23 protein-coding genes are annotated in these 24,922 nt (G+C 66.9%); 18 read left to right on the top strand and 5 right to left on the bottom strand.

The window, feature by feature from the left end; genetic code table 11:
- Positions 1–201 precede the first annotated feature (201 nt).
- Together GO986_RS06195 and GO986_RS06190 are read right to left on the bottom strand one after the other, a co-directional pair.
- The gene (locus tag GO986_RS06195) at positions 202–2,487 is read right to left on the bottom strand and encodes an ATP-binding protein (protein ID WP_157458419.1); all 2,286 of its coding nucleotides are present in this window, start codon (positions 2,485–2,487) and stop codon (positions 202–204) included.
- Positions 2,488–2,675: 188 nt separating this feature from the next.
- The gene (locus GO986_RS06190; RefSeq protein WP_157458418.1) at positions 2,676–3,059 is read right to left on the bottom strand and encodes an HU family DNA-binding protein; all 384 of its coding nucleotides are present in this window, start codon (positions 3,057–3,059) and stop codon (positions 2,676–2,678) included.
- 208 nt (positions 3,060–3,267) lie between these two features.
- On the opposite strand from GO986_RS06190, the gene GO986_RS06185 reads away from it, so the two are divergent.
- The 9 genes from GO986_RS06185 (at position 3,268) to GO986_RS06145 (ending at position 11,340) form a co-directional block, all read left to right on the top strand.
- Positions 3,268–4,908 (top strand): M20/M25/M40 family metallo-hydrolase, encoded by a 1,641-nt coding sequence (locus GO986_RS06185; protein ID WP_157458417.1) that lies wholly within the window; start codon positions 3,268–3,270, stop codon positions 4,906–4,908.
- A gap of 89 nt (positions 4,909–4,997) precedes the next feature.
- The gene (gene pstS / locus GO986_RS06180) at positions 4,998–6,023 is read left to right on the top strand and encodes a phosphate ABC transporter substrate-binding protein PstS (protein WP_157458416.1); all 1,026 of its coding nucleotides are present in this window, start codon (positions 4,998–5,000) and stop codon (positions 6,021–6,023) included.
- A gap of 178 nt (positions 6,024–6,201) precedes the next feature.
- Positions 6,202–7,218: a phosphate ABC transporter permease subunit PstC gene (gene pstC, locus GO986_RS06175; protein WP_157458415.1), complete on the top strand. Its 1,017-nt coding sequence runs from the start codon at positions 6,202–6,204 to the stop codon at positions 7,216–7,218.
- A complete protein-coding gene (gene pstA / locus GO986_RS06170) occupies positions 7,218–8,078 on the top strand; it encodes a phosphate ABC transporter permease PstA (RefSeq protein ID WP_157458520.1) in 861 nt (286 codons plus the stop codon). Before pstC ends, pstA begins: the two co-directional genes overlap by 1 nt.
- Positions 8,079–8,093: 15 nt before the next feature.
- Positions 8,094–8,852 (top strand): phosphate ABC transporter ATP-binding protein PstB, encoded by a 759-nt coding sequence (gene pstB / locus GO986_RS06165; RefSeq protein ID WP_224572778.1) that lies wholly within the window; start codon positions 8,094–8,096, stop codon positions 8,850–8,852.
- Positions 8,853–8,924: 72 nt separating this feature from the next.
- Positions 8,925–9,407: a hypothetical protein gene (locus GO986_RS06160; protein WP_157458414.1), complete on the top strand. Its 483-nt coding sequence runs from the start codon at positions 8,925–8,927 to the stop codon at positions 9,405–9,407.
- Positions 9,408–9,492: 85 nt separating this feature from the next.
- A complete protein-coding gene (locus GO986_RS06155; RefSeq protein WP_157458413.1) occupies positions 9,493–9,945 on the top strand; it encodes a DUF1775 domain-containing protein in 453 nt (150 codons plus the stop codon).
- A 178-nt stretch (positions 9,946–10,123) separates the two neighbouring features.
- On the top strand, positions 10,124–10,522 hold the full coding sequence (locus GO986_RS06150) for a copper resistance CopC family protein (protein WP_157458412.1): 399 nt from the start codon (positions 10,124–10,126) through the stop codon (positions 10,520–10,522).
- 2 nt (positions 10,523–10,524) lie between these two features.
- Complete coding sequence (locus GO986_RS06145; RefSeq protein WP_157458411.1) at positions 10,525–11,340, top strand: CopD family protein; 816 nt, start codon at positions 10,525–10,527, stop codon at positions 11,338–11,340.
- 313 nt (positions 11,341–11,653) lie between these two features.
- Here GO986_RS06145 and GO986_RS06140 read toward each other — a convergent pair whose 3' ends face one another.
- From GO986_RS06140 to GO986_RS06130, 3 genes are all read right to left on the bottom strand, one after another.
- Complete coding sequence (locus GO986_RS06140) at positions 11,654–12,589, bottom strand: type I phosphomannose isomerase catalytic subunit (RefSeq protein WP_157458410.1); 936 nt, start codon at positions 12,587–12,589, stop codon at positions 11,654–11,656.
- Positions 12,589–13,530, bottom strand: a complete 942-nt coding sequence (locus GO986_RS06135; RefSeq protein WP_157458409.1) for a DUF808 domain-containing protein — start codon at positions 13,528–13,530, stop codon at positions 12,589–12,591. The genes GO986_RS06140 and GO986_RS06135 overlap by 1 nt, the downstream gene beginning before the upstream one ends.
- A 256-nt stretch (positions 13,531–13,786) precedes the next feature.
- Positions 13,787–14,620, bottom strand: coding sequence for a uroporphyrinogen-III synthase (locus GO986_RS06130; RefSeq protein ID WP_157458408.1), 834 nt, complete (start codon positions 14,618–14,620; stop codon positions 13,787–13,789).
- Between the two features lie 516 nt (positions 14,621–15,136).
- On the opposite strand from GO986_RS06130, the gene GO986_RS06125 reads away from it, so the two are divergent.
- From GO986_RS06125 to GO986_RS06085, 9 genes are all read left to right on the top strand, one after another.
- Positions 15,137–17,641: a heavy metal translocating P-type ATPase gene (locus tag GO986_RS06125; protein WP_369409191.1), complete on the top strand. Its 2,505-nt coding sequence runs from the start codon at positions 15,137–15,139 to the stop codon at positions 17,639–17,641.
- On the top strand, positions 17,638–18,159 hold the full coding sequence (locus GO986_RS06120; RefSeq protein ID WP_157458407.1) for a DUF305 domain-containing protein: 522 nt from the start codon (positions 17,638–17,640) through the stop codon (positions 18,157–18,159). The genes GO986_RS06125 and GO986_RS06120 overlap by 4 nt, the downstream gene beginning before the upstream one ends.
- A 103-nt stretch (positions 18,160–18,262) precedes the next feature.
- Positions 18,263–19,201 (top strand): STM4015 family protein, encoded by a 939-nt coding sequence (locus GO986_RS06115; protein WP_157458406.1) that lies wholly within the window; start codon positions 18,263–18,265, stop codon positions 19,199–19,201.
- A gap of 2 nt (positions 19,202–19,203) precedes the next feature.
- The gene (locus tag GO986_RS06110; protein WP_369409190.1) at positions 19,204–20,121 is read left to right on the top strand and encodes an STM4015 family protein; all 918 of its coding nucleotides are present in this window, start codon (positions 19,204–19,206) and stop codon (positions 20,119–20,121) included.
- Positions 20,118–21,230, top strand: coding sequence for an STM4014 family protein (locus tag GO986_RS06105; RefSeq protein ID WP_157458405.1), 1,113 nt, complete (start codon positions 20,118–20,120; stop codon positions 21,228–21,230). Before GO986_RS06110 ends, GO986_RS06105 begins: the two co-directional genes overlap by 4 nt.
- Positions 21,224–22,024 (top strand): STM4013/SEN3800 family hydrolase, encoded by an 801-nt coding sequence (locus GO986_RS06100; RefSeq protein WP_157458404.1) that lies wholly within the window; start codon positions 21,224–21,226, stop codon positions 22,022–22,024. Before GO986_RS06105 ends, GO986_RS06100 begins: the two co-directional genes overlap by 7 nt.
- Positions 22,021–23,352: an STM4012 family radical SAM protein gene (locus GO986_RS06095; RefSeq protein WP_157458403.1), complete on the top strand. Its 1,332-nt coding sequence runs from the start codon at positions 22,021–22,023 to the stop codon at positions 23,350–23,352. Before GO986_RS06100 ends, GO986_RS06095 begins: the two co-directional genes overlap by 4 nt.
- A gap of 94 nt (positions 23,353–23,446) precedes the next feature.
- Positions 23,447–24,406: an STM4011 family radical SAM protein gene (locus tag GO986_RS06090; protein ID WP_157458517.1), complete on the top strand. Its 960-nt coding sequence runs from the start codon at positions 23,447–23,449 to the stop codon at positions 24,404–24,406.
- 105 nt (positions 24,407–24,511) lie between these two features.
- Positions 24,512–24,898: a VOC family protein gene (locus GO986_RS06085; RefSeq protein WP_157458402.1), complete on the top strand. Its 387-nt coding sequence runs from the start codon at positions 24,512–24,514 to the stop codon at positions 24,896–24,898.
- The last annotated feature ends 24 nt before the right edge of the window (positions 24,899–24,922 follow it).

Below are 24,922 nucleotides of genomic sequence, written 5' to 3'. Positions count from 1 at the left end.
GCGCGTAGACCATCTTCGTGACCTAATTGCGCTTAGTGAATTGAAAGTAGTTTCGGGAGGTGTGCGGCGCGTCGTCCCGGCCTGAGAGGACGGCGAGACCAATAGACCTAAGCCGAAGGTCAAAACGGGGCAGAGTCAACCGCTCCGTTTCTATGTCCCTTCTCCCGTTCTCCCGACCATCTGTAGGCCGGCCTCTGTTCCTTAGCCAGCTTCTCCAGCGGCGAGCGGCAGGGTGAAGTGAAAGGTCGTGCCTTCCCCAGGGGTACTGTCAACCCAGATCTGACCGCCGTGGCGCTCCACAATCCGCCGCGCGATAGATAGCCCCATCCCGGTGCCCTCGTAGTCCTCGCGGCGGTTCAGGCGCTGAAAGATCGTAAAAATGCGCTCGAAATACTTCGCCTCAATGCCGATGCCATTGTCACGCACAGAAAACTGGGCCACTGGGCCGTCTACCTGCGCAGTTACGCTCACCCGGGGAAGGCGGCCCGGCGCCGCGAACTTCAAGGCATTGCTGATCAGATTTTGCAGCAACTGCCGCAGCTGCGTTTCATCCGCCCTCACCACCGGCAGTTCGTCCACGGTGACCTGGGCCTGGGTCCGTTCCACCTGCGCCCCCAGGTCATGCAGCACCTGCGTGGCCACCTTCCAGGCACTGACCGGCTGCGGCTCTGTGCCCTGGGTCATGATGCGCGAGAACACCAGCAGTTCTTCCAGCAGGCGGCGCATCCGCTCTGTGCCTTCCTGAACGTACTGCATGTACCGCGCTGCCTTGGCGTTCTCGCTCGGCACCTGTTTCATCAGCAGTTCCGCGAAACTGCTCACCGTGCGCAGCGGTTCTTGCAGGTCGTGGCTGGCAATGTACGCAAAGCGTTCCAGCTCCTCGTTGCTCCGCTCCAGTTCGCGTGTCCGGGCCGCCAGTTCGGCGTTTTGCTTCAGCACCTGCTGGGTCGCCTGCGTTCTTTCCAGGGCGACCGAGAGGCTCCGCACCGTGGTTTCCAGAATGGTCCGCTCGTCTGCGGTCCAGTTGGCCGTTTCATGTCGGCCAGCCACCAGCACGCCCTGCACCTGGCCCTGACAGAAGACGGGAAAGGCGGCGCTCGCCCGGATGACCGTGACCGCCGGGCCAGCAGCCGCCGTGGTCGCGGGGTCGTAAACGTCCTGATAAAACGCCGTCTGGGTGTCAAAGGGCCGGTCCAGGTTAACAGTCTGCCCCCGTGGGAGGCCACGGCCCAGGGCCACGAGCATGTCCGGGTTCCGGAAGATGCCCCGGTGGCTCAGCAGGCGCCAGGTGTCGCCGTCAAGTTCGTAGTAGGTCGAAATGGTATCCGGAAGCAGCGAGACCACCAGGTCCTGCACCCGGCCAATCAGGCGCAGGACATCAAATTCCAGAGCCAGGTCCCGCGTCAGGTCGGCAAAGCCCTCCAGCGCCTTGTTGCGGGCTTCTAACTCGCGCTGCTGTTCGGTGCGGCTCAGGGTCAGCGTCAGGCCACGCGCAACGGCGCGCACAATCGCCTGTTCCCGGACCGACCAGGTGCGGGCGGCGCGGGTGCCTAGCGTCAGCAGGCCCTGAATGCGCCCCTGAACGACTAAAGGCAGGAAAGCCACAGCGCCATAGGCCGACGCCGCCGATACACTATTCGCTTCGGCGTCCCAGCCATGTATGAACACGGCGGCCTGGGTGGTCACCGCCTCGGCAAAGCTCGGGGCGTCATCTGGCACCCCCGCCCGAATCTGTGCCAGGACGTCGGCAGGCACATCCTCAGACCAGCTCCGGGCCTTCCAGAGGTGGTCCTCACGCTCGTAGTACACGACGCTGACCTGACCCAGGGTCGCCTGAATGACCTGGGCTGCCTGCTGGGCCAGTGCGGGCACACTGGTTTCACTGCCAATAGCCTCCTTGTAGGCGACAAAGGCGTCCAGGGCGGCGCGCTCGGTGTCCAGGGCCTGGGTGCGCGCCTGCACCTGCGCTTCAAGCTGCTGGATGGCCTGAATGCGGCCCAGGGCCAGCGCGCACTGGGCCGCCATGGTCTGAAGAAAACGCTGCTCATCGTCGGTGAAGTGATGCGGTTCCTTGAAATCCAGCACCAGCACGCCCAGAGGCAGGTGATCCAGAAACATAGGGAAGACGGCGGTGCCGACAGCCGCCTGGCCTCCTGTGGTGGTTTCAATATCGGGATAGGCCCGCAGCAAATCGCCACCATGCTCGAACAGCAGGGGCTGACGGCGCCGCAGGGCGTCGGTGGCGGGCGTGACGCTGCTCAGAGGCCCGTCTTGCCAGATGGCAGGACTGTCTGTTTGCCCCTGAGCGGCGGCACACACCAGAGAAGTTCCCGCACGGTCCACCAGCAGGACCGTGCCGGCAAGGCCTTCAAGCGCCTGGAGGGCCGGCTGAAGGACAATGTGAAAGACGTCCGCCTGTGTGGTGGTGGCCGCGAGGGCTTCGGTGACCGCTTGAAGCCGTTCGCTGAGCAAGGGGGCGGGGGACATGGGCTTCAAGATAGCTGGGGAAAGGCCCACAGGCGGCGGAAAGAGAGAGTTTCATCCGGTCGTTTCAGCAGCCCTGCTGATGCAGGCGCGTTGCTTAGGGGTGACCTGACTTCTGCGGCGGCGCCCAGACCAGGCGTCAACCAAAAACGCGCCCACTGGGGGCGCGTTCCGGGACAGAACAGCGGTGCTTACAGGTTGCCCTTGAGGGTGCTGGCGACCTTGAAGGCGACTTTCTTGCCGGCGGGAATCTGGATCTTCTCGCTGGTGCCGGGGCGCACGCCGGTGCGGGCGGCGGTGGCCTTGACGCTCAGGGTGCCCAGGCCGGGCAGGCCCACGCTCTGGCCGCCCTTGATGGCGCCCACCACAACGTCCAGCATGGCGCTGACGGCTTCTTCGCTCTGCTTCTTGGTCAGGCCGGTCTTGTCGGCGACCATTTCCACGAGCTGGGTCTTGGCAACCTTGTTGCTCTCGCCGGCGACCTTTTTGGGGGCGGCTTTGGCGGCAGGAGCAGCTTTGGCAGCGGGCTTCTTGGCGGCGGGCTTAGCAGACTTTTTCGTCATGGTGAGCAGCATGACATATGCGTCTCCGCTTGGGAAGAGGGGAGAAGGGCTGGCAATGCCCGCCAGCACGTTCTTTCAAGATTTAAGCAAGGAAAAATAACGTCCTGGTGGGCATTTTGAGCAAGTGCTAAGGAATGCCGTGCAGCACGGAAGAAGCCGCCTCTGTGGACTGGATTCCGGGCGCTGGGGTTGCGTGCACCCCGCCTCTATGCTGAACCCTATGTCAACAGCTTTGCGGGCGCAGGCCCTGACGGCCGAGATGGTCCGGGCGGCCAGCATCACGAACACAGAGGGCGAAACCCTCTTTCCAGACACGCTGCTGGCCATCTTGCGGCGCCTGCCCTATTTTCAGGCGCACCCAGCTCACCTCTGGACAGAGGTGATCGAGAATGACCCGCTGGGCCGGCGCAACGTGTATGCGCTGGTGCAGGGCGCGGGGCGGGCGACGGTGGTGCTGACCGGTCACTACGACGTGGTGTCGACAGCCAACTACGGCCCGCACGCCGAGTGGGCCTGTGACCCCGACGCGCTGCTGCCACGCTTAATTGACGACCTGCGGGTGAACGCCCGCAGTGACGCCGAACACCGCGCCCTGGCCGACCTGGAAAGTGGCGACTTTCTGCCGGGCCGGGGCGCGCTGGACATGAAGTCGGGGCTGGCGGCGGGCCTCGTGGCCCTGGAGCGCTTTGCCGAGCAGCCAGAGCGTGAAGGCAACCTGCTGTTTGTAGCAGTGGCCGACGAGGAGGTCAGTTCGCACGGTGCCCGGCACGCCGCGCCGCGCCTGCTGGCCCTGGCGCGGGAGCGGCACCTGACCCTGCCGCTGGTCATTAACCTCGACGCCACCGGCGACAATGGCGATGGCCGCGCCGGTCAGGCCGTGTACCTGGGCACGGCAGGCAAGCTGCTGGTGTCGGCCTTCGTGGTGGGGGTGGACACCCACGCCGGCTACGCGCTGGACGGCATCAATGCCAACTTTCTGGCCAGTGAACTGGCGCGGGCCTTCGAGCTGAACCCGGAGCTGACGGACCAGACCGGGGGCCTCATAGGGACGCCTCCCACCCTCCTCAAACAGACCGACCTGAAAACCTATTACGACGTGACCACGCCTGCCCGCGCCTGGCTGTGTGCGAACAGCCTGACGCACGGTCTGGACGCCTCAGCGGTGCTGGGCAACTTTCGAAGGGTGGCCCAGACTACGCTGGAAGATGCCCTGGCCACCTTGCGCCGCCGCGCCGAGGCCCTGGGTGAACAGGCCAGCGCCGCCCACGGGGCTACGCCCCTGGTCCTGACGGTGGCCGACCTGATGGCGCAGGCGGCCAACCAGCACCCCGACTTCGCTCGTGCTTTCGCGGCTTATGCCGACACCCTGGGGGACCTGGATTACCCGACCCGGAGTGCCGCGCTGACCGGCTGGCTCTGGGACGCGGCGGGCCTGCTGGGGCCAGCGGCAGTGCTGGGCTTCGCCTCTCTGCACTACCCGCACACCCACCTGGCCCCACACGGAGACGACGCCCACGCCCTGGAGGTCCTGCGCGCGGCGCTGGCGCAGGCGTGCGCGGCATGCGGCGCCGAGGTCGTGGAACGGGCAGTCTTTACCGGCATCAGCGACATGAGCTGGTTCGGGCACGGCGACGCGGCCGACGTGGCGTTCGTGAATGCCAATACGCCTGTCAAGGAGGCGCAGATTCAGGCGCTGCTCGCCGGCCTGCCGTGCATCAACCTGGGGCCGTGGGGCCGCGACTACCATCAGTGGCTGGAGCGGGTGTATAAGCCGTATTCCTTTGGGGTGCTGCCTGATCTGGTGGCGGCTGTGGCCCGCGCCGTCCTGGCCGCCCATGCGCCGCAGCGGGCCACCACCTGAAACGCCGTCACAGGAAGGCTCAGGGAAGCCTTAAAGGGGGCCTCTGGAACGTGACGCGGCGCTGACAATCGCCGGGCACACTGCCAGCCATGAAGAAGATGTTTGCTCTGGCTGCTGCCCTCACCGTGACCATGGCCGCCGCCCAGTCCACCGTGACTGGTGCGGGCGCCAGCTTTCCCTTCCCCCTGTACAGCAAGATGTTTGCCGAGTACAAGAACGACAAGGGCGTGGCCGTGAACTACCAGTCGGTGGGCAGCGGCGCAGGCCAGAAACAGATTCTGGAGCGCACCGTGGACTTCGCCGGCAGCGATAACCCCATGAGTGACGAGGCCATGAAAGACGCCCCCGGTCAGCTGCTGCACATCCCCACGGCCATCGGCGCCGTGGTGCCCGCCTACAATCTGCCGGGCGTGACCGCGCCCCTCAAGTTCACCGGCAAGGTGCTGGCCGACATCTACCTGGGCAAAATCAAGACCTGGAACGACAAGGCCATCACGGCCCTGAACCCCGGCGTCACCATCGCGCCCCTGCCCATCACGGTGGCCCGCCGCAGCGACGGCTCGGGCACGACCTACGTGTTTTCCGACTACCTGGCCAAGGTCAGCAGTGAGTGGAAGAGCAAGGTCGGCGTGGGCAACAGCCTGCAGTGGCCCGTGGGCACCGGCGCGCGCGGCAACGACGGCGTGGCGGGCGTGGTGAAAAGCACCCCCGGCGCCATCGGCTACGTAGAACTGGTGTACGCCAAGCAGAACAAACTGCCTTTCGGCAGCGTGCAAAACCGCGCTGGCAAGTTCGTGCTGGCCGATAACGGCCCCGCCGCGCTGGCCGCCAACGGCGTGGTCATTCCGGCCGACACCCGCGTCAGCCTGACCAACAGCGCCAACGCCGACGCCTACCCGATTGCCAGCTTTACCTACGTCATCTTCTACCAGGAGCAGAAGTACGGCAGCCGCACCCAGGCCCAGGCCAAGGCCCTGAAAGACCTGCTGGGCTGGATGGTCACGACCGGCCAGGGCTACAACGAGCCGCTGGATTACGCCAAGCTGCCCGCTGCTGCCGCCAACAAGGCCAAGAGTATCCTGAACAAGATGACCTTCGACGGCAAGAAGCTGTAAAGAAGACCTTCCACGTTGGCGGCGCTTTCCCCCAGGGGCGGGCGCCGCCTTTTTGTGCGCCTGAGCGCGCTGACCTCCACCCCGTCCCGACCAATCCCCCGCCGCCGCCCGCACCTGACGCGGCGCTGACGAAGCCCGTGTGAACTGAAGACGAAGGCCCCGGAGGGGTCATGAACTCATGAGCGAACCCACCCACACCCGCCCGCCGCGCCCTGCTGGCCTCAGCAGCGCCTCTGACCGTGTGTTTCAGGGCCTGATTCTGCTGCTGGCCGGCATTATCGTGCTTGTCTTCGTCCTCAGTGTCTACCAGCTGGGCCGTGAATCCTGGCCTGCTCTGTCCGAGTTTGGCTTGAGCTTTTTCACGCAGCGCACCTGGAATCCCGTTGAAGGCACCTTTGGGGCTGTGGCCATGATTGTGGGCACTCTCGTCACCAGTCTGGTGGCGCTGGCCATCAGCGTGCCGCTGGCGGTGGCCAGCGCCCTCTTTGTGGCAGAGTATGCCCCCAAGTGGCTGGCCAACCCGGTTGGCTACCTCATTGAACTGCTGGCGGCGGTGCCCAGCGTGGTGTACGGCCTGTGGGCACTGTTCGTGATCGCGCCGGTGCTGGCCAAATGGCAGCTGACCTTTTTCAACCTGGAAACGAATCCCGAGCGGGTGGCGCTGTACAGCAGTTGCAAGACCCTCTGGGACAGCGGGCAGACTACCTTGCAATGCTTCTTTGTGCCGGACGGGGTTGGCGGGCGCGGTCTCGCCCTGGCCGTCATCATCCTGACGGTCATGATTCTGCCCTACACGGCGTCGGTGGCGCGCGATGTCATCCGCTTGGTGCCGCAGGATCAGCGTGAAGCCATGTACGCGCTGGGCGCGACCAAATGGGAAGTCATTTCGCGCGCCATCTTGCCCTACGCCCGCGCCGGCATTCTGGGCGGCGTAATTCTGGCCCTGGGCCGCGCGCTGGGCGAAACGCTGGCGGTGGCCATGGTCATCGGGGACAGCCAGGACCTTCTGAAAAGCATCTGGGGCGGCGCCAGCACCATGGCCTCAGTGATTGCCAATCAGTTCGGGGACGCGCAGGAGGCCCTGCACCGCTCCAGCGTGGTGACCCTGGGCCTGAGCCTGTTTGTCCTGAGTGTGGCTGTTAACTTCGTGGCCCGCCTGATCATCGCGCGCCTGACGCCCAAGGGGATTCAATGATGAGTGCCGCCACCCAGGCGCCCGCCCGCCGCCACGGCCTCAGTCCTGCCCGGCGCGCACAGAACCTGCTGATGGGCGGCCTGATTCTCCTGGCCACCCTGCTGGTGGTCGCGCCCCTGATCCTGATTTTCCTGTACCTGCTCCGCGAGGGTCTGGGGGCCATGAACCTGGACTTCTTTACCAAGGTGCCGGCCCCCGAGGGCGAGACCGGCGGCGGCCTGGCCAATGCCATTCTGGGCAGCGTCGAGATGCTGGCCATGGCCAGTCTTCTGGGCGTGACGGTGGGGGTCGCCGGTGGCATCTTTCTGGCCGAGTACCCCCGCCACCCCCTGATGCCCACCATTCGCATGGTCAGCGACGTGCTGGCCGGGATTCCCGCCATCGTGATGGGCCTGGTGGCCTACGGGCTGATCGTGCTGCAATTTGGCTTCTCGGGGCTGGCAGGCGCGGTGGCGCTGGGCTTCCTGATGATTCCTATCGTGGTGCGCACCACCGAGGAAGTGCTCAAGCTGGTGCCCCAGACGGTGCGCGAAGCTGGCCTGGCCCTGGGGCTGCCCAAGTGGCTGGTGACGCTGCGCATCGTGCTGCCGGCCGCCGCCGGGGGCATCGTGACCGGCGTGATGCTGGCGCTGGCCCGCGTGGCCGGCGAGGCGGCGCCGCTGCTGTTCACGGCCTTCGGCAACAACCAGATCAACGTGGATCCCACCAAACCCATGAGCGCCCTGCCCCTAGAAATTTACCGGGGCGCCACCAGCGCCTACGACGAGAACCAGCGTCTGGCCAAAGCGGGCGCCCTGCTGCTCATCACCCTGATTTTCCTCACCAGTCTGCTGGCCCGCCGCGCCAGCCGCCGCAAGTAAAGGAGCCGTACCTCTGTGACCCCCATCCTCAGTGCCCAGAACGTCAATATTTTTTACGGCGACAAGCAGGCCGTGCGCGGCGTGGACCTGACCGTGCAGCGCGGCAGTGTCAACGCCCTGATCGGCCCCTCGGGCTGCGGCAAGACCACCTTCCTGCGGGCTATTAACCGCATGCACGACCTGACCCCTGGCGCCCGCGTGGAGGGCACCATCCTGCTAGACGGCGAGAACGTCTACGGCGCGGGCGTGGACCCGGTGGCCATGCGCCGCCGCGTGGGCATGGTGTTCCAGAAGCCCAACCCCTTTCCCACCATGAGTGTCTTTGACAACGTGGTCTCGGGTCTCAAGCTGGCGGGCATCCGTGACAGCAAGCGCCTGATGGAGATGGCCGAGCGCTCGCTGCGCGGCGCCGCGCTGTGGGAAGAGGTCAAAGACCGCCTCAAAACGCCGGCCACTGGCCTGTCAGGCGGGCAGCAGCAGCGCCTGTGTATCGCGCGTGCCCTGGCCGTGGAGCCCGAAATCCTGCTGATGGACGAACCCACCAGCGCCCTGGACCCCGCCAGCACGGCCAAGATTGAGGAACTGATGACCGGCCTCAAGCAGGTGACGACCATCATCATCGTGACCCACAACATGCACCAGGCGGCGCGGGTTTCGGACACCACCTCGTTCTTCCTGAACGGCGACCTCGTGGAACACGGCGTCACCGACCAGATTTTTACCTCGCCGCGCGACGAGCGCACCGAGGCGTATGTGACGGGTCGCTTCGGCTAAAGCCTGCCGGGGACAGGGACCGGGGACGGCCGCAGGACACCTGCACCGTCCCCCCGCTCTATGCTGGCCCGCGTGAGACAGCAGGGGAAAGCAGGGAGGGGGCAGCGCTGGCTGCTGGCCCTGCTGTGCCTGCTCGCCTCGTTTGCTTTCCTGGGCCGCGTGACGGGGTCAGGGGGGTCTGCCCTGGCGCCGCTGCTCCGGGTGACGGCGGCGCCCCTGGCTGGGCTGGTCGAGAGGACTGAGGCCCACGCCCACAGCGCAGCTCACGCGGGCCATAGCCACCAGCCACCGGAAGAGGCAGATCGGAGTCACCCCGCGCCCCAGGCTCCGGTGACGGCCCTGAGCGACGCGGCGCCCAATGCCCCGCCCCACCGCGCTGACCACGGCGCACACTGCCCTTTCTGCTTCACGGCGGCCTTTGCCCTGGAAGCCGGAAGGGCCTTGCTCTTTGTTGCTCTCCCGGCGTCTCAAGCGGCCCGCGTTCCCACCGCCCAGCGGCCTGTGCTGGCGCCCCAGCGCGGCCCCCAGCCCCGCGCGCCCCCTGTCCTCGGTTGACGGTCTGCCCTCAAAGGCCTGTCTCAGCCCCCATGCCGGGTGGCTGGCCACGCCTGCCGCGCCCCCATACCCACCGAGGTTCCCCATGAAATTTCCTGCATTCCTGCTGGCCCTGTCGGCCGCCCTCCTGCTGCCTCTCGCCGCTGCCCACGCCACTGTCCGCACTGAAGGCGGCCTGACCGAAAGCAAGGTCGGTGCCAGTGAAACCTACCGCCTGAACGTGCCCACCGAAAAAGACATCAGCACCACCGAGATTCGGCTGGTGGTGCCGGCGGGCGTTAGCATCAGCCGGTTTCAGGTCACGCCTGGCTTTACCCGTACGGTCAGAAAAAACGCGGATGGCCTGGTCACAGAGGTAATCTGGAAAGGCCGCGTGGCGCCCATGGAGTACGCCCGCTTCTTCTTCCAGGCGCGCAATCCGGCGGCGCCCGGCGAGCTAGCCTGGAAGGTCTACCAAACTTACAGTGACGGCAGTGTGGTCGCCTGGGATGACACCGACCCGGCCAGCGGCCCTGCCAGCAAGACGACCCTGAAGTAACAGGCCAAGACCTCCGCAGCTCATAGGCCGCGCCACCAGACGGGCGCCGGAGCCGCTTCATTCCCACCACGACGTTCTTTATTCGCTTCTCGCTTCGCCTGCTCATCCAGAGATGACCAGCGATCCACTGAGGGCAGGCCAGGCGTCCGTCTGGTCTGCCCACCGGAGGTGAAGTTCCATGAAACACCTGTTTCTGAGCCTGATGTTTGCCCTGGGGGGCGTGTCATTGGCCCATACGGCTGTCACGGCTGTCAGCCCTGCCCAGGGGGCCACAGTGGCCGCGCCTCAGGCCGTGCGCCTGACCTTTAGTGAACCCATTGAGCTGCGCTTTAGCACCCTGCGGGTGATGGCGCTGCCAGCCGGACAGACCGCACAGGTGGCCGCACAGAAGGCCCTGAGCCAGAGCGCCGAGTCGGCCGCGCTGGCCAGCCGGGCACACAAAACCACGGGGCTGGCCGCGCAGGTCAGCGTGCCCCTGAAGCCTGGTCTGAAGCCCGGACTCTACGTGGTGGCCTGGAAACTGCTGTCTGAGGATGGGCATCCAGTGACAGGCCTGAGCACCTTCCGCGTGAAATAAGCATGCTGTCTGTCGCCACGGGGGCGGTGTATGCCGGATTGGTGCTGCTGCTGGGCGGTGTCCTGGCCCGGCGGCTCTGGACACCGAGCTTTCCGCGTCTGCGCTGGCCCCTGGCGGGCGGCGCGCTGCTGCTGCTGGGCTGGGGCCTTCAGGTGGCCCTGACCCTGGGGGCGCTGGGGTTCACTGCCCCGGCGGACGTTCAGGCGTACCTGACCGGCACCGGTACCGGCCGCGCCATGCTCACTGGCCTGATGGGCGCCGCCCTGCTGCTGGCCGCCGAATCGGGGGGCTGGCCCTGGCCGGGGCTGCTGCTGGGCGCGGCGGTGACCTTGTGGGGCGCGGCCGGGGTGGGCCACGGCTCGGGCCACGGCGCCTGGACCCGCGCCGAACACGCGCTGCACGCCGGCGCCATGAGTGTCTGGCTGGGCGGGGTGCTGACCCTGCTGGGTCGCCCGTCCTGGGCTCTGGCGCGGCGTTTTACCCCGGTGGCGCTGACCTGTGTGGTCGTGCTGGCCGCTACCGGCTTCCTGATGGCCCGGACCCACCTGCCGCTGGCCGCGCAGTGGCCCGGCACGGGGTATGGGCAAGCCCTGCTCGTCAAGCTGGCGCTGGTGGCTCTGGCCCTGGGGGCTGCCGTGCTGGTGCGCCGAGCTTTCGTGCGGCGTGCAGACGGAGTGCGTCCGCACCTGGCGCGCGAAGGCCTGCTGCTGCTGGCGGCCCTGGGGGTCACGGTCTGGCTGGTGACTCAGGCGCCGCCGGGCGGGCATGACCCCAGCCATGGCCAGCAAGAAACGGGTGGTCGGTCGCCTGCTGGCTGATGGCTGGGGAGAGCAGATGCAGCATTTCGTTTGATGAGCAGGACAGTTTGCCCTGAGCCCAGGGCTGAGACAACGCCCGATGGAATCTTTTGCCCAAATCAGCTTGATGGTCCCTGGTAAGCAGTAAAGCGGGTGCCGGGCGTGAACAAAGCGGCTCGATTTCGGAGTGTATGAGCGTTGTGGAAGGCATCTCTCGACGGGAGACATCCATCACACCTCCAGCCCCGAAAGGTCATCAGGCCGTTCATTCCATGCCGCTGCTCTTTCAGAGGTGTTCAACCATACTGCCTGAGGAAAGGGGCGCTATCTCTGGTCAGTCCTGCGGCCCCTCCTGTGCGACCAGCACCCGCCCACGGCCCGTCACCTGCACGTCACCTGTGGCGGCCGGAATCAGCGCTGTGTCGTAGGAGGTCAGGGTGAGTGTTTCTGTACCAGCAGTCAGGGTTACCTCACCCTCTACCGCCGTCACCAGGGCACACCGGCCGCCCAAAGTCAGCGTGCTGTCACCCGTTACCCCGCGCAGGGTAAAGAACTCGCAGGCTGTGAGTTCACCCACGCCAGCCGACGTTGAGGCTGGCGTCCACTGTGCTTGCGCTTCTGGTTTTGTGACCCGCACCGACTCTTCTAAGTGCAGGGTGCGCCCCGCGCTGGCTGGGCGGTCCCAGTCGTAGACGCGGTAGGTGGTATCTGACGCCTGCTGCACCTCGTAGATCAGGAGCCCTGGGCCCAGCGCGTGCAGCGTCCCGGCTGGAATGAGCAGCGTGTCGCCGGGCGCTGGGTGGTGCCGCTCGCAATAGGTCAGCACATGGCCTTCCTGGATGGCTTCTGCCAGCGCCTCCGGGGTGGTTCCAGCCGTGACACCTGCCAGCAGAGCGCCTTCCTTCTCCACCTCCAGCACATGCCAGGCCTCAGTCTTGCCGCGTTCGCCTGGGCTCACCAGGGCGTGGGCTTCGTCGTCGTTAGGGTGAACCTGCACACTCAGCCAGTCCTGGCAGTCCAGCAGTTTGATCAGCAGAGGAAAGGTTCCACGCGCATTGGGTTGGCCCAGGAGGGCGTGAGGCTCAGCGGTCATCAGCGCCTGCACGGTCTGCCCGGCCTGGGGACCACTGGCCACCACACTTTGCCCATCGGCCAGCCAGGCCTCGCCTATAGGGGTGCCGTCTGGGCTGACGGGGGCCAAGCGCGTGCCGCCCCAGACCCGTGGGTGAAACCGGGGTGTGAGCGGCAGAAAAGCAGGGAGGGCGGCCATCAGTGGGCGGCTTTCTTGCCGGGACGCAGGTGCAAAAGGGCCACGATAACCCCACCAATCAGCAGGCCCACCAGACCCGACCCAATGGTTTCGACCAGCCACTCGACGACGCCTTCGGCGAAGGGTACGGCGTGCCCGGCCGACACTGCCAGGTCATGAATAAAGTGTGCAGGCGCGCCAAAACCAAATTTGTCCAGGCCGTCCACCACGATATGGCCGCCCACCCACAGCATGGCCGCCGTGCCGATCACCGACAGCGCGCCCAGCACCACCGGCATGCCCCGCACCAGCCCGCGTCCTAGCGCCTGCGCCGCACCCGAGCCGCTCTGGGCCAGCCGCAGGCCAAAGTCATCCATCTTGACGATCAGGCCCACCACGCCGTACACCAGCGCGGTAATCAGCAGGGCCACCACCACCAGAATGACGGCGCGCAGGGCAAACGGCTCGCTCGCCACCTCGGCCAGCGAAATGGCCATGATTTCGGCCGACAGAATAAAGTCTGTGCGGATGGCGCCGGCCACCATCTGCTGCTCGTGGGCCTCGCTGCTGAGCTTGGCTTCGGTCTGGGCCTCGGTTTCGTGGTGCCCGCCAAAGGCTTCAACCAATTTCTCAGCGCCTTCAAAACACAGGTACGCGCCGCCGAGCATCAGGAGCGGCGTGATGGCCCCCGGCAGAAACTGGCTGAGCAGCAGCGCCACCGGCAGGATAAACAGCACCTTGTTGCGCAGAGAGCCGCGCGCGATGCGCCAGATAATGGGCAGCTCGCGCTCGGGCCGGAAGCCGGTGACGTAGCGGGGGGTCACGGCGGTGTCGTCCACCACGACGCCCACGGCCTTGACCCCGGCTTTGGCGGCGGCGGCGCCGATGTCGTCAATGGAGGCGGCCGCCAGGCGCGCAACGGCGGCTACATCGTCCAGCAGCGCCACCAGGCCGCCGCTCATGGCCGGCCCCCAGCGCGCAGCGGCGGACACGGAGCGGGGGGCCAGGTCAAACAGGCGTCAGTCATCATCAGGAGCTTAGCCTAGAGCAGTTCTGTGACCTGAGAACGGGATTGTCGGCAGGTTCATTCTGCGTGCTGCTCGGTCAAATCTGGCCAAAGAGGTGGTGGATGGATCTGGTCTCACTGCTGACGGACGCGGGCGCATGGACAGGGTCAGTTCAAGCATTAGTGGCTGACCGCAGCCCCAACATCGGCCCTTAGCCGGCGCGGCCCAGCCGCTGCGCCAGCAGCGCCGGTCCATGCTGAGCCGCCAGACGCACCAGCATGGCCATCTTGTGGGGGTCAGCCTCCAGATCAATGTGCAGGCCCAGGTCGGCGGCGGCCTCGCTGCACGCAGGGCCAATACTGACCGTGACTAGCCGGCGCAGGCCTGCGCGGGTTTCTTCCAGCAGATTCATCTTCTCGGCATACTTGAGAAAATGCAGCAGTTGCGTGCCGCTGGACAGCAGCAGCAGGTCGGGGCCGCCCAGCACCACGTCGCGCACCGCGCGGGCCAGCGGGCCAGTGTCCTGCGGAAAGGCGCAGCGGTAGACCGGCACCGAGGTGACCCGGAGGCCGGCGTGCCCCAGTTCGCGCCGCAGGGCAGGTGGCAGGCTCTCGCCGTATTCCAGCACAGCGGCGTGCTGCCCACGGGTCAAGGTGCTCAGCAGGTGCTCCGTGACCTCGTGCCAGCTGCCGGGCCGGGCCACAGGCACGCTGGAGAGCCCAAACGAAAGCAGGCTCTGGGCGGCCCGGCCTGTGCTGGCCACCAGCGGCACCTCCCTCAGCGCGTCTAGGTGCTCAGGGACCTGGGCGGTGAGTTCTTTCAGGAACACGCGGGTGCCCACGCCGGTCAGGCAGACCACGGCGTGAATGTCGCCAGCGGCCAGGTCGCGTCCAAACTGTGCTAGAGCGGCACTCAGGTCCAGCTTCGCCTCGCGCATGCTGGGGGCGACCTGCGGCGCGCCGCCGTACTGACGAATCAGGGCGTCGATTTCTTCACTGCGGCGCGATTCCAAACTCAGCACATTCAGGCCAGCAAACCATTCCATGGGGGCACCTCTCGTTGAGCGCAGGGGGTGAGCAGCATGGCGCACCGCCTGAAAGAACTGCTTTGAAAAATTAGGTACGAAGGTCGGCCAATGTCGTGCCCTGGACCAGCCGTCACGAATCTGAATGACGTCTTGCAGCGGGGCCCGCCTTCTGCTGCTCAGTTAACTGGAAGATCTGCATATTGTCAAGAAAAAATTGAACAAAACGCTAAAATAACTCAGAAGAAATGTACCGCTCTCTCTACTGTGATGCATAGCGTCACTCATTCGCCGAACATTCTGTACAGCTCAGGGCAAACCTTGACCTGCGCGAGGTCTGGCGCCTTGACGAAGGGGTCCGTTCTGCACTCGGTGGCAGACACTCCCAGACAGCTCAACTTTGGTTGGAGCCCCCTGGGGGGGATGCTTGGAAAGGCGTCTCCAATGAACGTACATTCGCCTTGTCAAAGAAGTTAAAAGGAGGTAGTCTCCTCTTATCCCCCTGGGGGGGATTGCCCTCTGGGCAGGGGAGGCAAAGTGAACGCCACGTTGGAATTTGGGCTGAGCGGGATGACCTGCGCCAACTGCGTGGGCCGGGTGGAGCGCACTCTGACGAGGACGCCCGGCGTGCAGAGTGCCGCTGTCAACCTGGCTACCGAGCGGGCCACGGTGACCTATGACCCTGGCCAGGTGGATGCGGCCGCCCTGCTGGCACGGGTGCAGGCCGCCGGGTACGAACCGCAGGTCGAGACTATTGACTTTGCTGTGGGCGGGATGACGTGTGCCAACTGCGTGGGGAGGGTGGAGCGTGCCTTGACCCGGACTCCCGGTGTTCTGGGCGCCAGCGTGAATCTGGCGACCGAACGCGCCCAGGTGCGCTACCTGCCCGCTGTGGTCGGGGCCGCCGAACTGCGCGCCGCCGTTCAGGCTGCTGGGTACGAGACCCCGCAGCCCGCGCCCACCCAGACCGCCGCCGACCCGCGCGCGCAGGAGCTGGCGCGTCTGCGCCGAGATGTGATTCTCAGTGCCGCCTTCGCCGTGCCTCTGTTCCTACTGGCGATGGTGCCCATGCTGTTCATGCCGGTGCATATGTGGCTGACGGGGCTGGTCAGTGAGCGTCTCCTGAACTGGGTCATGCTGGCACTGGCGGCCCCGGTGCAGTTTGGCCCTGGTCGCCGTTTCCTGCGGTTGGGCGTGCAGGCGCTGCGTCACCGCTCACCGGATATGAACACGCTGGTCATGTTGGGCACTGGGGCGGCCTTCCTGTACTCCGCCCTGGTGACGGTGGCTCCTGGCCTCTTTCCTGCCGGCACGGCGCACGTTTACTTTGAAGCGTCGGCGGTCGTCATCACCCTGATTCTGCTGGGCAAACTGTTTGAGGCCATTGCCAAGGGCCGCAGCAGCGCCGCTATGCGGGCCCTGTTGCAGCTTCAGCCCAAAACGGCGCATGTGCTGCGCGCCGGGCAGGGCGCGGATGTACCGGTAGAAGAGGTGCGCGCCGGTGACCTCCTGCTGGTGCGCCCCGGCGATAAGATTCCGGTGGACGGCGAGGTCGTCTCGGGCCAGTCATTTGTGGACGAGTCCATGCTGACCGGCGAGAGCGTGCCCGTCGAGAAAACGTCGGGAGCAGTCCTGACTGGGGGAACTCTGAACGGGCACGGCGCGCTGCATATGCGCGCGACCAAGGTGGGGGGAGACACCGCACTGGCCCAGATCATGGCGCTGGTCGAGCGGGCGCAGGCCACCAAGCCCCCCGTGCAGGCGCTCGCCGACCGCATTGTGGCGGTGTTCGTGCCCGTGGTGCTGGTGATTGCCGCGCTGACCTTCGCGGCCTGGCTGGCCTTGGGCGGGCCCGGAGCCCTGGGGCAGGCGCTGGTGAACACGGTGGCGGTGCTGATTATCGCCTGCCCCTGCGCGATGGGGCTGGCCACGCCCACCAGTGTCATGGTGGGCACTGGCCGCGCCGCCGAGTTGGGGGTGCTGTTTCGCAGTGGCGCCGCGCTGGAAGGCTTGCAAGCCGCCCAGGTGGTCGCGCTGGACAAGACCGGCACCATTACCTTGGGGCGCCCTCACCTGACCGACCTCTTGACGGTGGATGGCGTGGGCGAGCAGGACCTGCTGGCCCTAGTGGCCGCTGCCGAAACGGCCAGTGAGCACCCGCTGGCCCGCGCCATCGTGGCGGCGGCTCAGGACCGTGGCCTGACGCTGCCCCTGGCCGAGGGAGTCCAGGCCCGCCCTGGTTTTGGCCTGGACGCGCGCGTGGCTGGGCAGCAGGTTCAGGTGGGCAACGCGCGGCTGATGGCGCAGGCTGGCGTGGACGCGGGGCCGCTGGCCGAGGCGGCTCTGCGCCTGGCCGAGCTGGGCCGCACTCCGGTGTACGCCGCTGTGGACGGTCAGCTGCGCGGGCTGCTGGGTGTGGCAGACCCCCTCAAGCCCGGCAGTGCCGAGGCCGTGCGCGCGCTACAGGCTCAGGGGCTGGAGGTCGTGATGGTCACGGGCGACCACGAACGCGCCGCGCAGGCAGTAGCTCGGCAACTGGGAATTGCCCAGGTGCGCGCCGAGGTCCTGCCGGGTGAAAAGCAAGCGGTGGTGCAGGCCTTGCAGGCGGGCGGGCGCCGCGTGGCCTTTGTGGGCGACGGCATCAATGATGCCCCCGCGCTGGCCCAGGCCGATGTGGGCGTGGCCATCGGCACCGGCACCGATGTGGCCGTCGAGACCGCCGACGTAATTTTGATGGGCGGCGACCTGCGCGGCGTGCCGGCGGCCGTCACCCTCAGCCGCGCGACCCTGCGCAATATCCGCCTGGGGCTGTTCTGGGCCTTCGCCTACAACGTCTTGCTCATTCCGGTGGCGGCCGGGGCGCTGTCTCCCGTCTTCGGCTGGCAGCTTAGCCCAGTGCTGGCCGCCGCTGCGATGGGCCTAAGCAGCGTCTTCGTGCTCAGCAACGCTCTGCGCCTGCGCCGTGTACAGCCGGCCCTGCGGCCCCAGCCAGCTGCGGCCGTCCCTGTCCTCGCCCAACCTCGTCCCCAGGAGACCCTATGACTGTCCCTATTCGCCCGGTGCTGGCCCTGCTGCTGTGTGGCAGTGCCTTGGCCCAGACCGACCACAGTGCCCACGGCGCCGCGCCTACCCCGTCCTCCGACCGCACCTTCCTGAGCGGCATGGTGGCTCACCACATCGCGGCCGTCCAGATGAGCAAGCTAGTGCTGGCGACCACCAAGAACCCCCAGGTCAAAGGCTGGGCCCAGACCATTCTCAAAGCCCAGGAGCAGGAGATTCGTCAGATGAATACGCTGCTGGCTGGGGGCCGCGACACGGCTGCCGCTGCCCGCATGACCGCCGAGATGGCGCCCATGCTGGGCCGCCTGAAAGCTGCTGCGGGTGTCAGCCGCGACCGCGTGTTCGTGCAGGGCATGGTGGGCCACCACGCCAGCGCCGTGACGATGGCCACCGGCGCCCTGACCACCTCGCGCTCGCCCGCCGTGCTGAAACTGGCCCGCGACATCGTGCGCGCCCAGGCCCAGGAAATCTACGACTTTCAGCTGTATCTGAACCGCTAGAGAAGTAGGGGTCAGCAAGGGGCGAGGCTTACTGGTCTCGCCCTCTATCAACTGGGGTCAGGTCCAGAGGCAGCCTCATCAGCAGACGTATAAGCTACGGGGCATGGCCTCCTCGTATGGCAACCTCGAAAGCTTTGCCGGCTACGACATCGTGCAGTGGCAGCCAGGGGACGCTCTGGGCGACCCACAGCGCGTGATCCACCGCATCAGCACCGACTTTGACGGCGAGCACGCCTGGTCAGAGTTGCTGGCCGCCTTTCTGGCGCAACCTGGCGTAGAGCAGATTCAGGGCCTGGTGGTCGGGTACTGGGGCGTGGACACCCTGATAGACGAGGACCCGAATGAGGTCTGGGTCGGGGCGCTGCGGGCCGCCGCGCCCCGTTTTCCAGAGCTGCGGGTGCTGTACCTCAACGACATCTCGGCCGAGGAACACGAGGTGTCGTGGATTAACAATACGGACCTCTCGCCGCTGGTCATGGCGTTTCCGGGCCTGACTCACCTGGGCATCCGGGGCGGCAATAATCTGGAATTGCCCGCCCTCTCTCTGCCGGCGCTGGACACCCTGACCATCGAGGCTGGGGGCCTCAGCGCCGAGGTCGTACGACAGGTGCTGACGGCCGATCTGCCAGCGCTGCGCCACCTGGAGCTGTACCTGGGCACCGAGGACTACGGCGCGACGAACAGCGCCGACGACTTGACCCCCATTCTGGACGGCACCCAATTTCCCCGCCTGACGTATCTGGGGCTGAAAAACAGCGACCATCAGGACCAGATCGCTCAGTTGCTGGTGGCGGCGCCGGTCACGCAGCGTCTGGAGGTGTTGGACCTCTCGATGGGGGTGCTGACCGACGAGGGCGGCCGCGCCCTGTTGGACAACCCTGCGCTGGGCCACCTGAAAAAGCTGGACCTGGCTTTCAACTGGCTGTCCGATGAGGTGCGGGACCAGCTGATCGCTTGGGCCAAACAGCAGGGCGTGGAACTGGATGTCTCGGACCCGCAGGACGCAGAGGATGATTGGCGCTACGTGGCGCTGGGGGAGTAACCGTGGCGATTTACGATCACCTGACCCGCTTCGGTGACTTTGACGTGGTGTCCTGGGTGCCGGGCGACCCGCTGCCCGACCCGGCGACCTCGGTGGCCCGCATCGCTCTGGACTGGGACGATGAGGACTCCTGGCCCGAACGCTTCCGTACCTTCCTGACCTTGCCGGGCGTGGAGGCGACGCCAGGGTTGGTGGTCGGTTGGTGGGACGGTCAGGGCAACAACGAGCCGCCCACCGCAGTCGTGGAGGCCCTGGTCACGGCGCGCGACCGTCTGCCTGCGCTGCGCGTGCTGTTCTTCGGTGACATCACCGCCGAGGAGAACGAGATTTCGTGGATTGAGCAGGGCGACCTCTCGCCGCTGCTGGCGGCCTATCAGGGCTTGACGCACCTGGGGGTGCGCGGCGGCAACAACCTCAGCCTCGGCCAGCTGGACTTGCCCGAGTTGCAACTGCTCATTCTGCAGTCTGGGGGCCTACCGGGCGAGGTCATCCGTGAGGTAATGGGCGCGCGGCTGCCCGCGCTGCACCATCTGGAACTGTATTTCGGGGCCGTCAATTATGGCGCCACCGGCAGCGCCGATGACCTGAGCCCGCTACTGGACGGCACTCTGTTTCCGCGCCTGCGCTATCTGGGGCTAAAAAACAGCGAATTTCAGGACCAACTCGCGCAGGTGCTGGCCGGCGCCCCAGTGCTGGACGGCCTGGATACCCTGGACCTCTCGCTGGGCACCCTGTCGGATGAGGGCGCCGCTGCTCTCCTGGGCAGCGAACGGGTCGCGCGGTTGCCGCACCTTGTCATTCGGCATCATTTCTGTACGCCGGACACCGTGGCGCGCCTGGAAGCGCTGGGTCCCCAGGTGGACGCCGACGAGGCCGGAGATCCCGACGACGACTGGCGGTTTGTGGCCCTGGGCGAATGACGGCCGACCTGCTGCTGCTTGCGCCGCCGGAGAGCCGCCGCGTGCGGGCGTTTCAGGCGTCGCTGGCCGAACAGGGCCGCCCACCCGCGCGGGTGGTGACGCCGCTGGACGTGCTGCGCGGCGGCGTAGACCTGGCCTCGCTGGTGCGGCCCGGCAGCGTGGTGCGGCTGGACTCCCCCGGCGAAGACATCGCCACCGAGGAAGCGCTGATTCGGCTGGGGGGCGGCGTCCCCGGCGACCTGGCCGGCGGCGAGCTGGCGCCTATGCGCGCCTGGTACGCCGGATTCAGCCGTTACCTGGCGGAGGTGGACGCCGCCCTGGCCCAGGCCCCGCCACACCGCCGGATGCAGCGAAGGGATCACATCCTGACCATGTTCGACAAGGCGGCGACCCACGCCCGCCTGCACGCGGCCGGGGTCCCGGTGCCCGAGGCCCTTCCGGAAGTCCATTCGGCCGAAGAACTGATAGAAGCAGCCACCGCGCGCGGCTGGTCGCGGGTGTTCGTCAAACTGGCCTACGGGTCCAGCGCGTCCGGGGCAGTGGCGTTGCAGTGGCAGGGGCCGCGGGTCTCGGCCATGACCACCGTGCGGCTGGTGGACGGGCGGCCCTACAATTCCCGCCGCCTGGTGCGGTACGAGGGGTGGCCGGAGGTCCACGCCCTGCTGGATGCCCTGGCCCCCCACCGCCTGCACGTAGAACGCTGGCTGCCCAAGGCCAGTTTCCAGGGTCGCACGGTGGACCTGCGGGTGGTGGTGATCGGCGGGCGGGCGCAGCACACTCTGGTGCGTTCGGCCGCCGGGCCCATCACCAACCTCCATCTGGGCAACGAGCGGGGCGATCTGGACGCCCTGAAGGCTGCCGTGGGGCCGGCGCGCTGGGCACAGATTGGCCAGGTGGCCGAACATGCACTGGCCGCCTTTCCCGGTGCCCTGTACGGCGGGGTGGATGTGCTGCTGACCCCTGGGTTTCGCCGCGTGGCGGTGCTGGAGGTCAACGCCTTCGGCGACTATCACCGGGGCGTGCGGGTGAATGGTCTGGACACCTACGGCGCCCAATTGCGCGCGCTAGAGGAAATGCCTGAGCCGGCGCAGGTGGTGGCCCCATGCTGAACGCCCGCGCCCTGATTCCTGCCTGCGACGTGGTCCTGCTGACCCTGGACAGCCTGCGCTACGACGTGGCCCAGGCGGCATTGGCGGCCGGCGAACTGCCCACGCTGGCGCCGCTGCTGCCCGGTGGTCAGTGGGAGCAGCGGCACACGCCCGGCAGCTTTACCTACGCCGCGCATCAGGCATTTTTAGCTGGATTTCTGCCCACCCCCGCGCGGCCTGGGCGGCATCCCCGCCTGTTCGCCGCGCAGTTTGAGGGCAGCGCCAGTACCTCGGGGCGCACCTTCACCTTTGAAGAAGCCACGCTGCCAGCCGCGCTGGCGGCGCGGGGCTACCACACGGTCTGTGTTGCTGGCGTGGGTTTTTTCAACAGCCGCACAGCCCTGGGGGGCGCCCTGCCCGCCCTCTTTCAGGAAGCCCACTGGTCGCCTGCCAGTGGGGTCAAGAATCCCGATTCGGCTTGGGTGCAAATTGACCTGGCCGCTCAGCGGCTGGCCGCGCTGCCTGGGCGCGTTTTCCTGCTGCTGAACATGGCAGCCACCCACACGCCCACCCACTTCTATCTGCCCGGCGAGCGGCGCGATAGCCCCGCCACCCAGCGCGCCGCCCTGCGCAGTGTGGACGCGGCGCTGCCCCCCCTGCTGGCGGCCCTGCGCGCCCGAGGAGACACCCTGATGATCGTGTGTGCCGACCACGGCACCTGTTTTGGCGAGGACGGCTATCACGGTCATCGCCTGGCCCACCCGCTAGTCTGGACTGTGCCCTACGCTGAATTTGTCTTGCCAGGCGCCGCATGACCCGGCCCGCCCCCCTGCCGGAAGCGCTGCGCGGCGGCCCTTACCAGGCCTATACCTATGGCTACCCACACAAGACGGCTTACCGGCCCCTGGACCCGCCAGTGGAGCTGCGCGAGGCCTGGGCGGCAGAGGACCGCCGCAGCCTCTACCTCTATCTGCATGTGCCGTTCTGCGAGATGCGCTGTGGCTTTTGCAACCTGTTCACGACGGTCGGGGCGCCGCCGGCCCTGGAAGACGCTTACCTGGACGCCGTGACCCGACAGGCCCGCGTGGTCCGCGAAGCGCTGGGTGACGATGCGCAGTTCTCGCGGATCGCGCTGGGTGGGGGCACGCCCACCTACCTGTCGGCGTCCGAGCTGGAACGGGTGTTCGATCTGCTCGCGGGGACCTTCGGCGCCCAGCCGTCGGCGCTGCCCACCAGCGTGGAGACCTCGCCCGCTACGGCCACCCCCGAGCGCCTGGCGGTACTGGCCGAGCGGGGCGTGAGCCGGGTCAGTATCGGCATTCAAAGTTTTATTGAGGCCGAGGTGCGCAGCGTGGGTCGTGCCCAGCGGACGGCGCAGGTGCAGGAGGCGCTGGACAACATCCGCGTGGCGGGCCTGCCCGTACTCAATCTGGACCTGATTTACGGTCTGGCCCACCAGACGCCGCAGACCTGGCTGCACTCATTGCAAGAAGCGCTGCGCTGGTCGCCCGAAGAACTGTTTCTCTATCCGCTGTATGTGCGCCCGCTCACCGGCATCGGCCGCCTGGGCCGCACCTGGGACGACGAGCGGCTGGAACTGTACCGCCTGGGCCGCGACTACCTGCGCGCCCACGGGTATCAGCAAACCTCCATGCGCCGCTTTCAGAAGGCTGGGCTGCCGCTGTCCCCAGAGCCGGAATACACCTGCCAGCTGGACGGCATGGTGGGCCTGGGCTGCGGCGCCCGCTCGTACACGCGCGGACTGCATTATTCCAGCGAATACGCCGTCGGCGCGCGCGGCGTGCGCGAGATTCTGCACGACTACGTGGGGCGCCAGGACACCGACTTTGCCCACGCCACCCACGGCATCCGCTTGTCCCCGGACGAGCAGCAGCGGCGCTATCTGCTGCAATCGCTCCTGCACCGTCAGGGTCTGTCGTTTGCGGCGTACCAGGCCGCTTTTGGCACCGACGCTGGGCGGGACTTTCCGGGATTGGCCGAGTTGGTCGAGGGGGGCTATGCCGGGCGCACCGATGAGGGCCTGACCCTGACCGATCACGGGTTTGAGCGGTCCGACGCGATTGGCCCCTGGCTCTATTCGCCTGCCGTGCAGGGGCTCAGCGAGGCCTACGAGTGGAGCTGAGAGGCAGAAGGGGGACCAGGCGATGCGCCTTGCTTCCACTCCAGCCGCTGTTGATGCCGGTCTCACGCACGGCTCGCTTCGGGAGGCTGGCGTGATGTCCTCTAGCCTCCCGAAGACCGCTTCGGCCCCACCCTCCCACCTCAGCGTGCTGTACCGGGGGCCGCTCAGCAGCTGCAATTACGCCTGCCCCTACTGCCCCTTTGCCAAGCACACCGAGACCGCCGAGGAACACCGCGCCGATGCAGCGGCCCTGAGCCGGTTTACGGACTGGGTGGCGGCGCAGACCTCGCCGCTGTCAGTGCTGTTTACCCCCTGGGGCGAGGCGCTGGTGCGGCGGCGCTATCAGGCGGCCATCACGGCCCTGAGTCACCTGCCCCACTTGCGCCAGGTGGCCATTCAAACGAACCTCAGTGGGCGGCTGGACTGGCTTGCGGACGCGGCGCGGGACAAGGTCGGTCTGTGGGCCACCTATCACCCCGGCGAGGTTTCCCGTGAGCGCTTTCTGGCCCGCTGCGCGGAACTGGACGCGCTGGGTGTGCGCTACAGCGTGGGCGTCGTGGGGCGCCGCAGCCAGCTAGCCGAGATCGAGGTGCTGCGGGCGGCCTTGCGGCCCGAGGTGTATCTGTGGGTGAACGCCTTCAAGGTGGGACCGGGCTACTACACACCCAGCGACCTCGCCCGCCTGAACGCCGCCGACCCCCTGTTCGAGGTCAACACCCGCCGTTATCCCACGCGCGGGCAACCGTGCGGCGCCGGCGAAACGGCCATCAGCGTGGACGGCGCCGGCACGGTGCGCCGCTGCCACTTCATCGCGCGGCCCCTGGGCAACCTCTATGCCCAGCCGGTGGCAGAACTGCTGCGCCCTCGTCCTTGCAGCCGGCCCAGTTGCGAGTGCCACATCGGCTACGTGCATCTGCCCGCGCTGGGCGCCGAAGACCTGTATGGCCCTGGGCTGCTGGCCCGCATTCCAGAAGGGCCGGGTTGGGCGGACCCGAGTACGTATCTGGCGCGGGCGAGGCAGTTGGTGGGCAGGAGTGAGCGCGCCGCTGGCTGAATGCAAGGGCTCAGCGTCTTCGATGCGCAGTATGCTCAGGGCCGGTGCTGCGTCCCGGCGTCCGGCTGCTTGAGACCTCGGGCTACCACACCAGGAGTTGCTCGCATGAGCATTCGCTTCAATCACGCGATTATTGCCGCCATAGACCGGCAGGCCTCGGCGTCCTTCTTTGCCTTCGTGTTCGGTTTACCCGAGCCAGTGTCCTGGGGCCCCTTTACCAGTGTCACTCTGGAAGAGGGCGTTCACCTTCAGTTTGCAGAACCCGCTGTCGCTGAGATTCAGATGCAGCACTACGCCTTTCTGGTTGATGACGATACCTTTGACCAGATCTACGGGCGCCTTCAGGCAGGTGAGTTTGACCACTGGGCCGACCCGCAGCGCGCGCTGCCGAGCCAGATCAACACCCATCACGGGGGCCGGGGCGTATATTTCACCGACCCCGCCGGACATGGGCTGGAAATTATTACGCGGCCCTACGGTGGGGTCAGCTGACGGAGGGGGGTCTTGCCCGGCCGT

The organism is Deinococcus arboris, from assembly GCF_009755355.1.
In the GTDB taxonomy this organism is placed as follows: domain Bacteria; phylum Deinococcota; class Deinococci; order Deinococcales; family Deinococcaceae; genus Deinococcus; species Deinococcus betulae.
The sequence above is the reverse complement of the archived record's forward strand: the minus strand, read 5'-3'. Positions and strand labels throughout refer to the sequence as shown.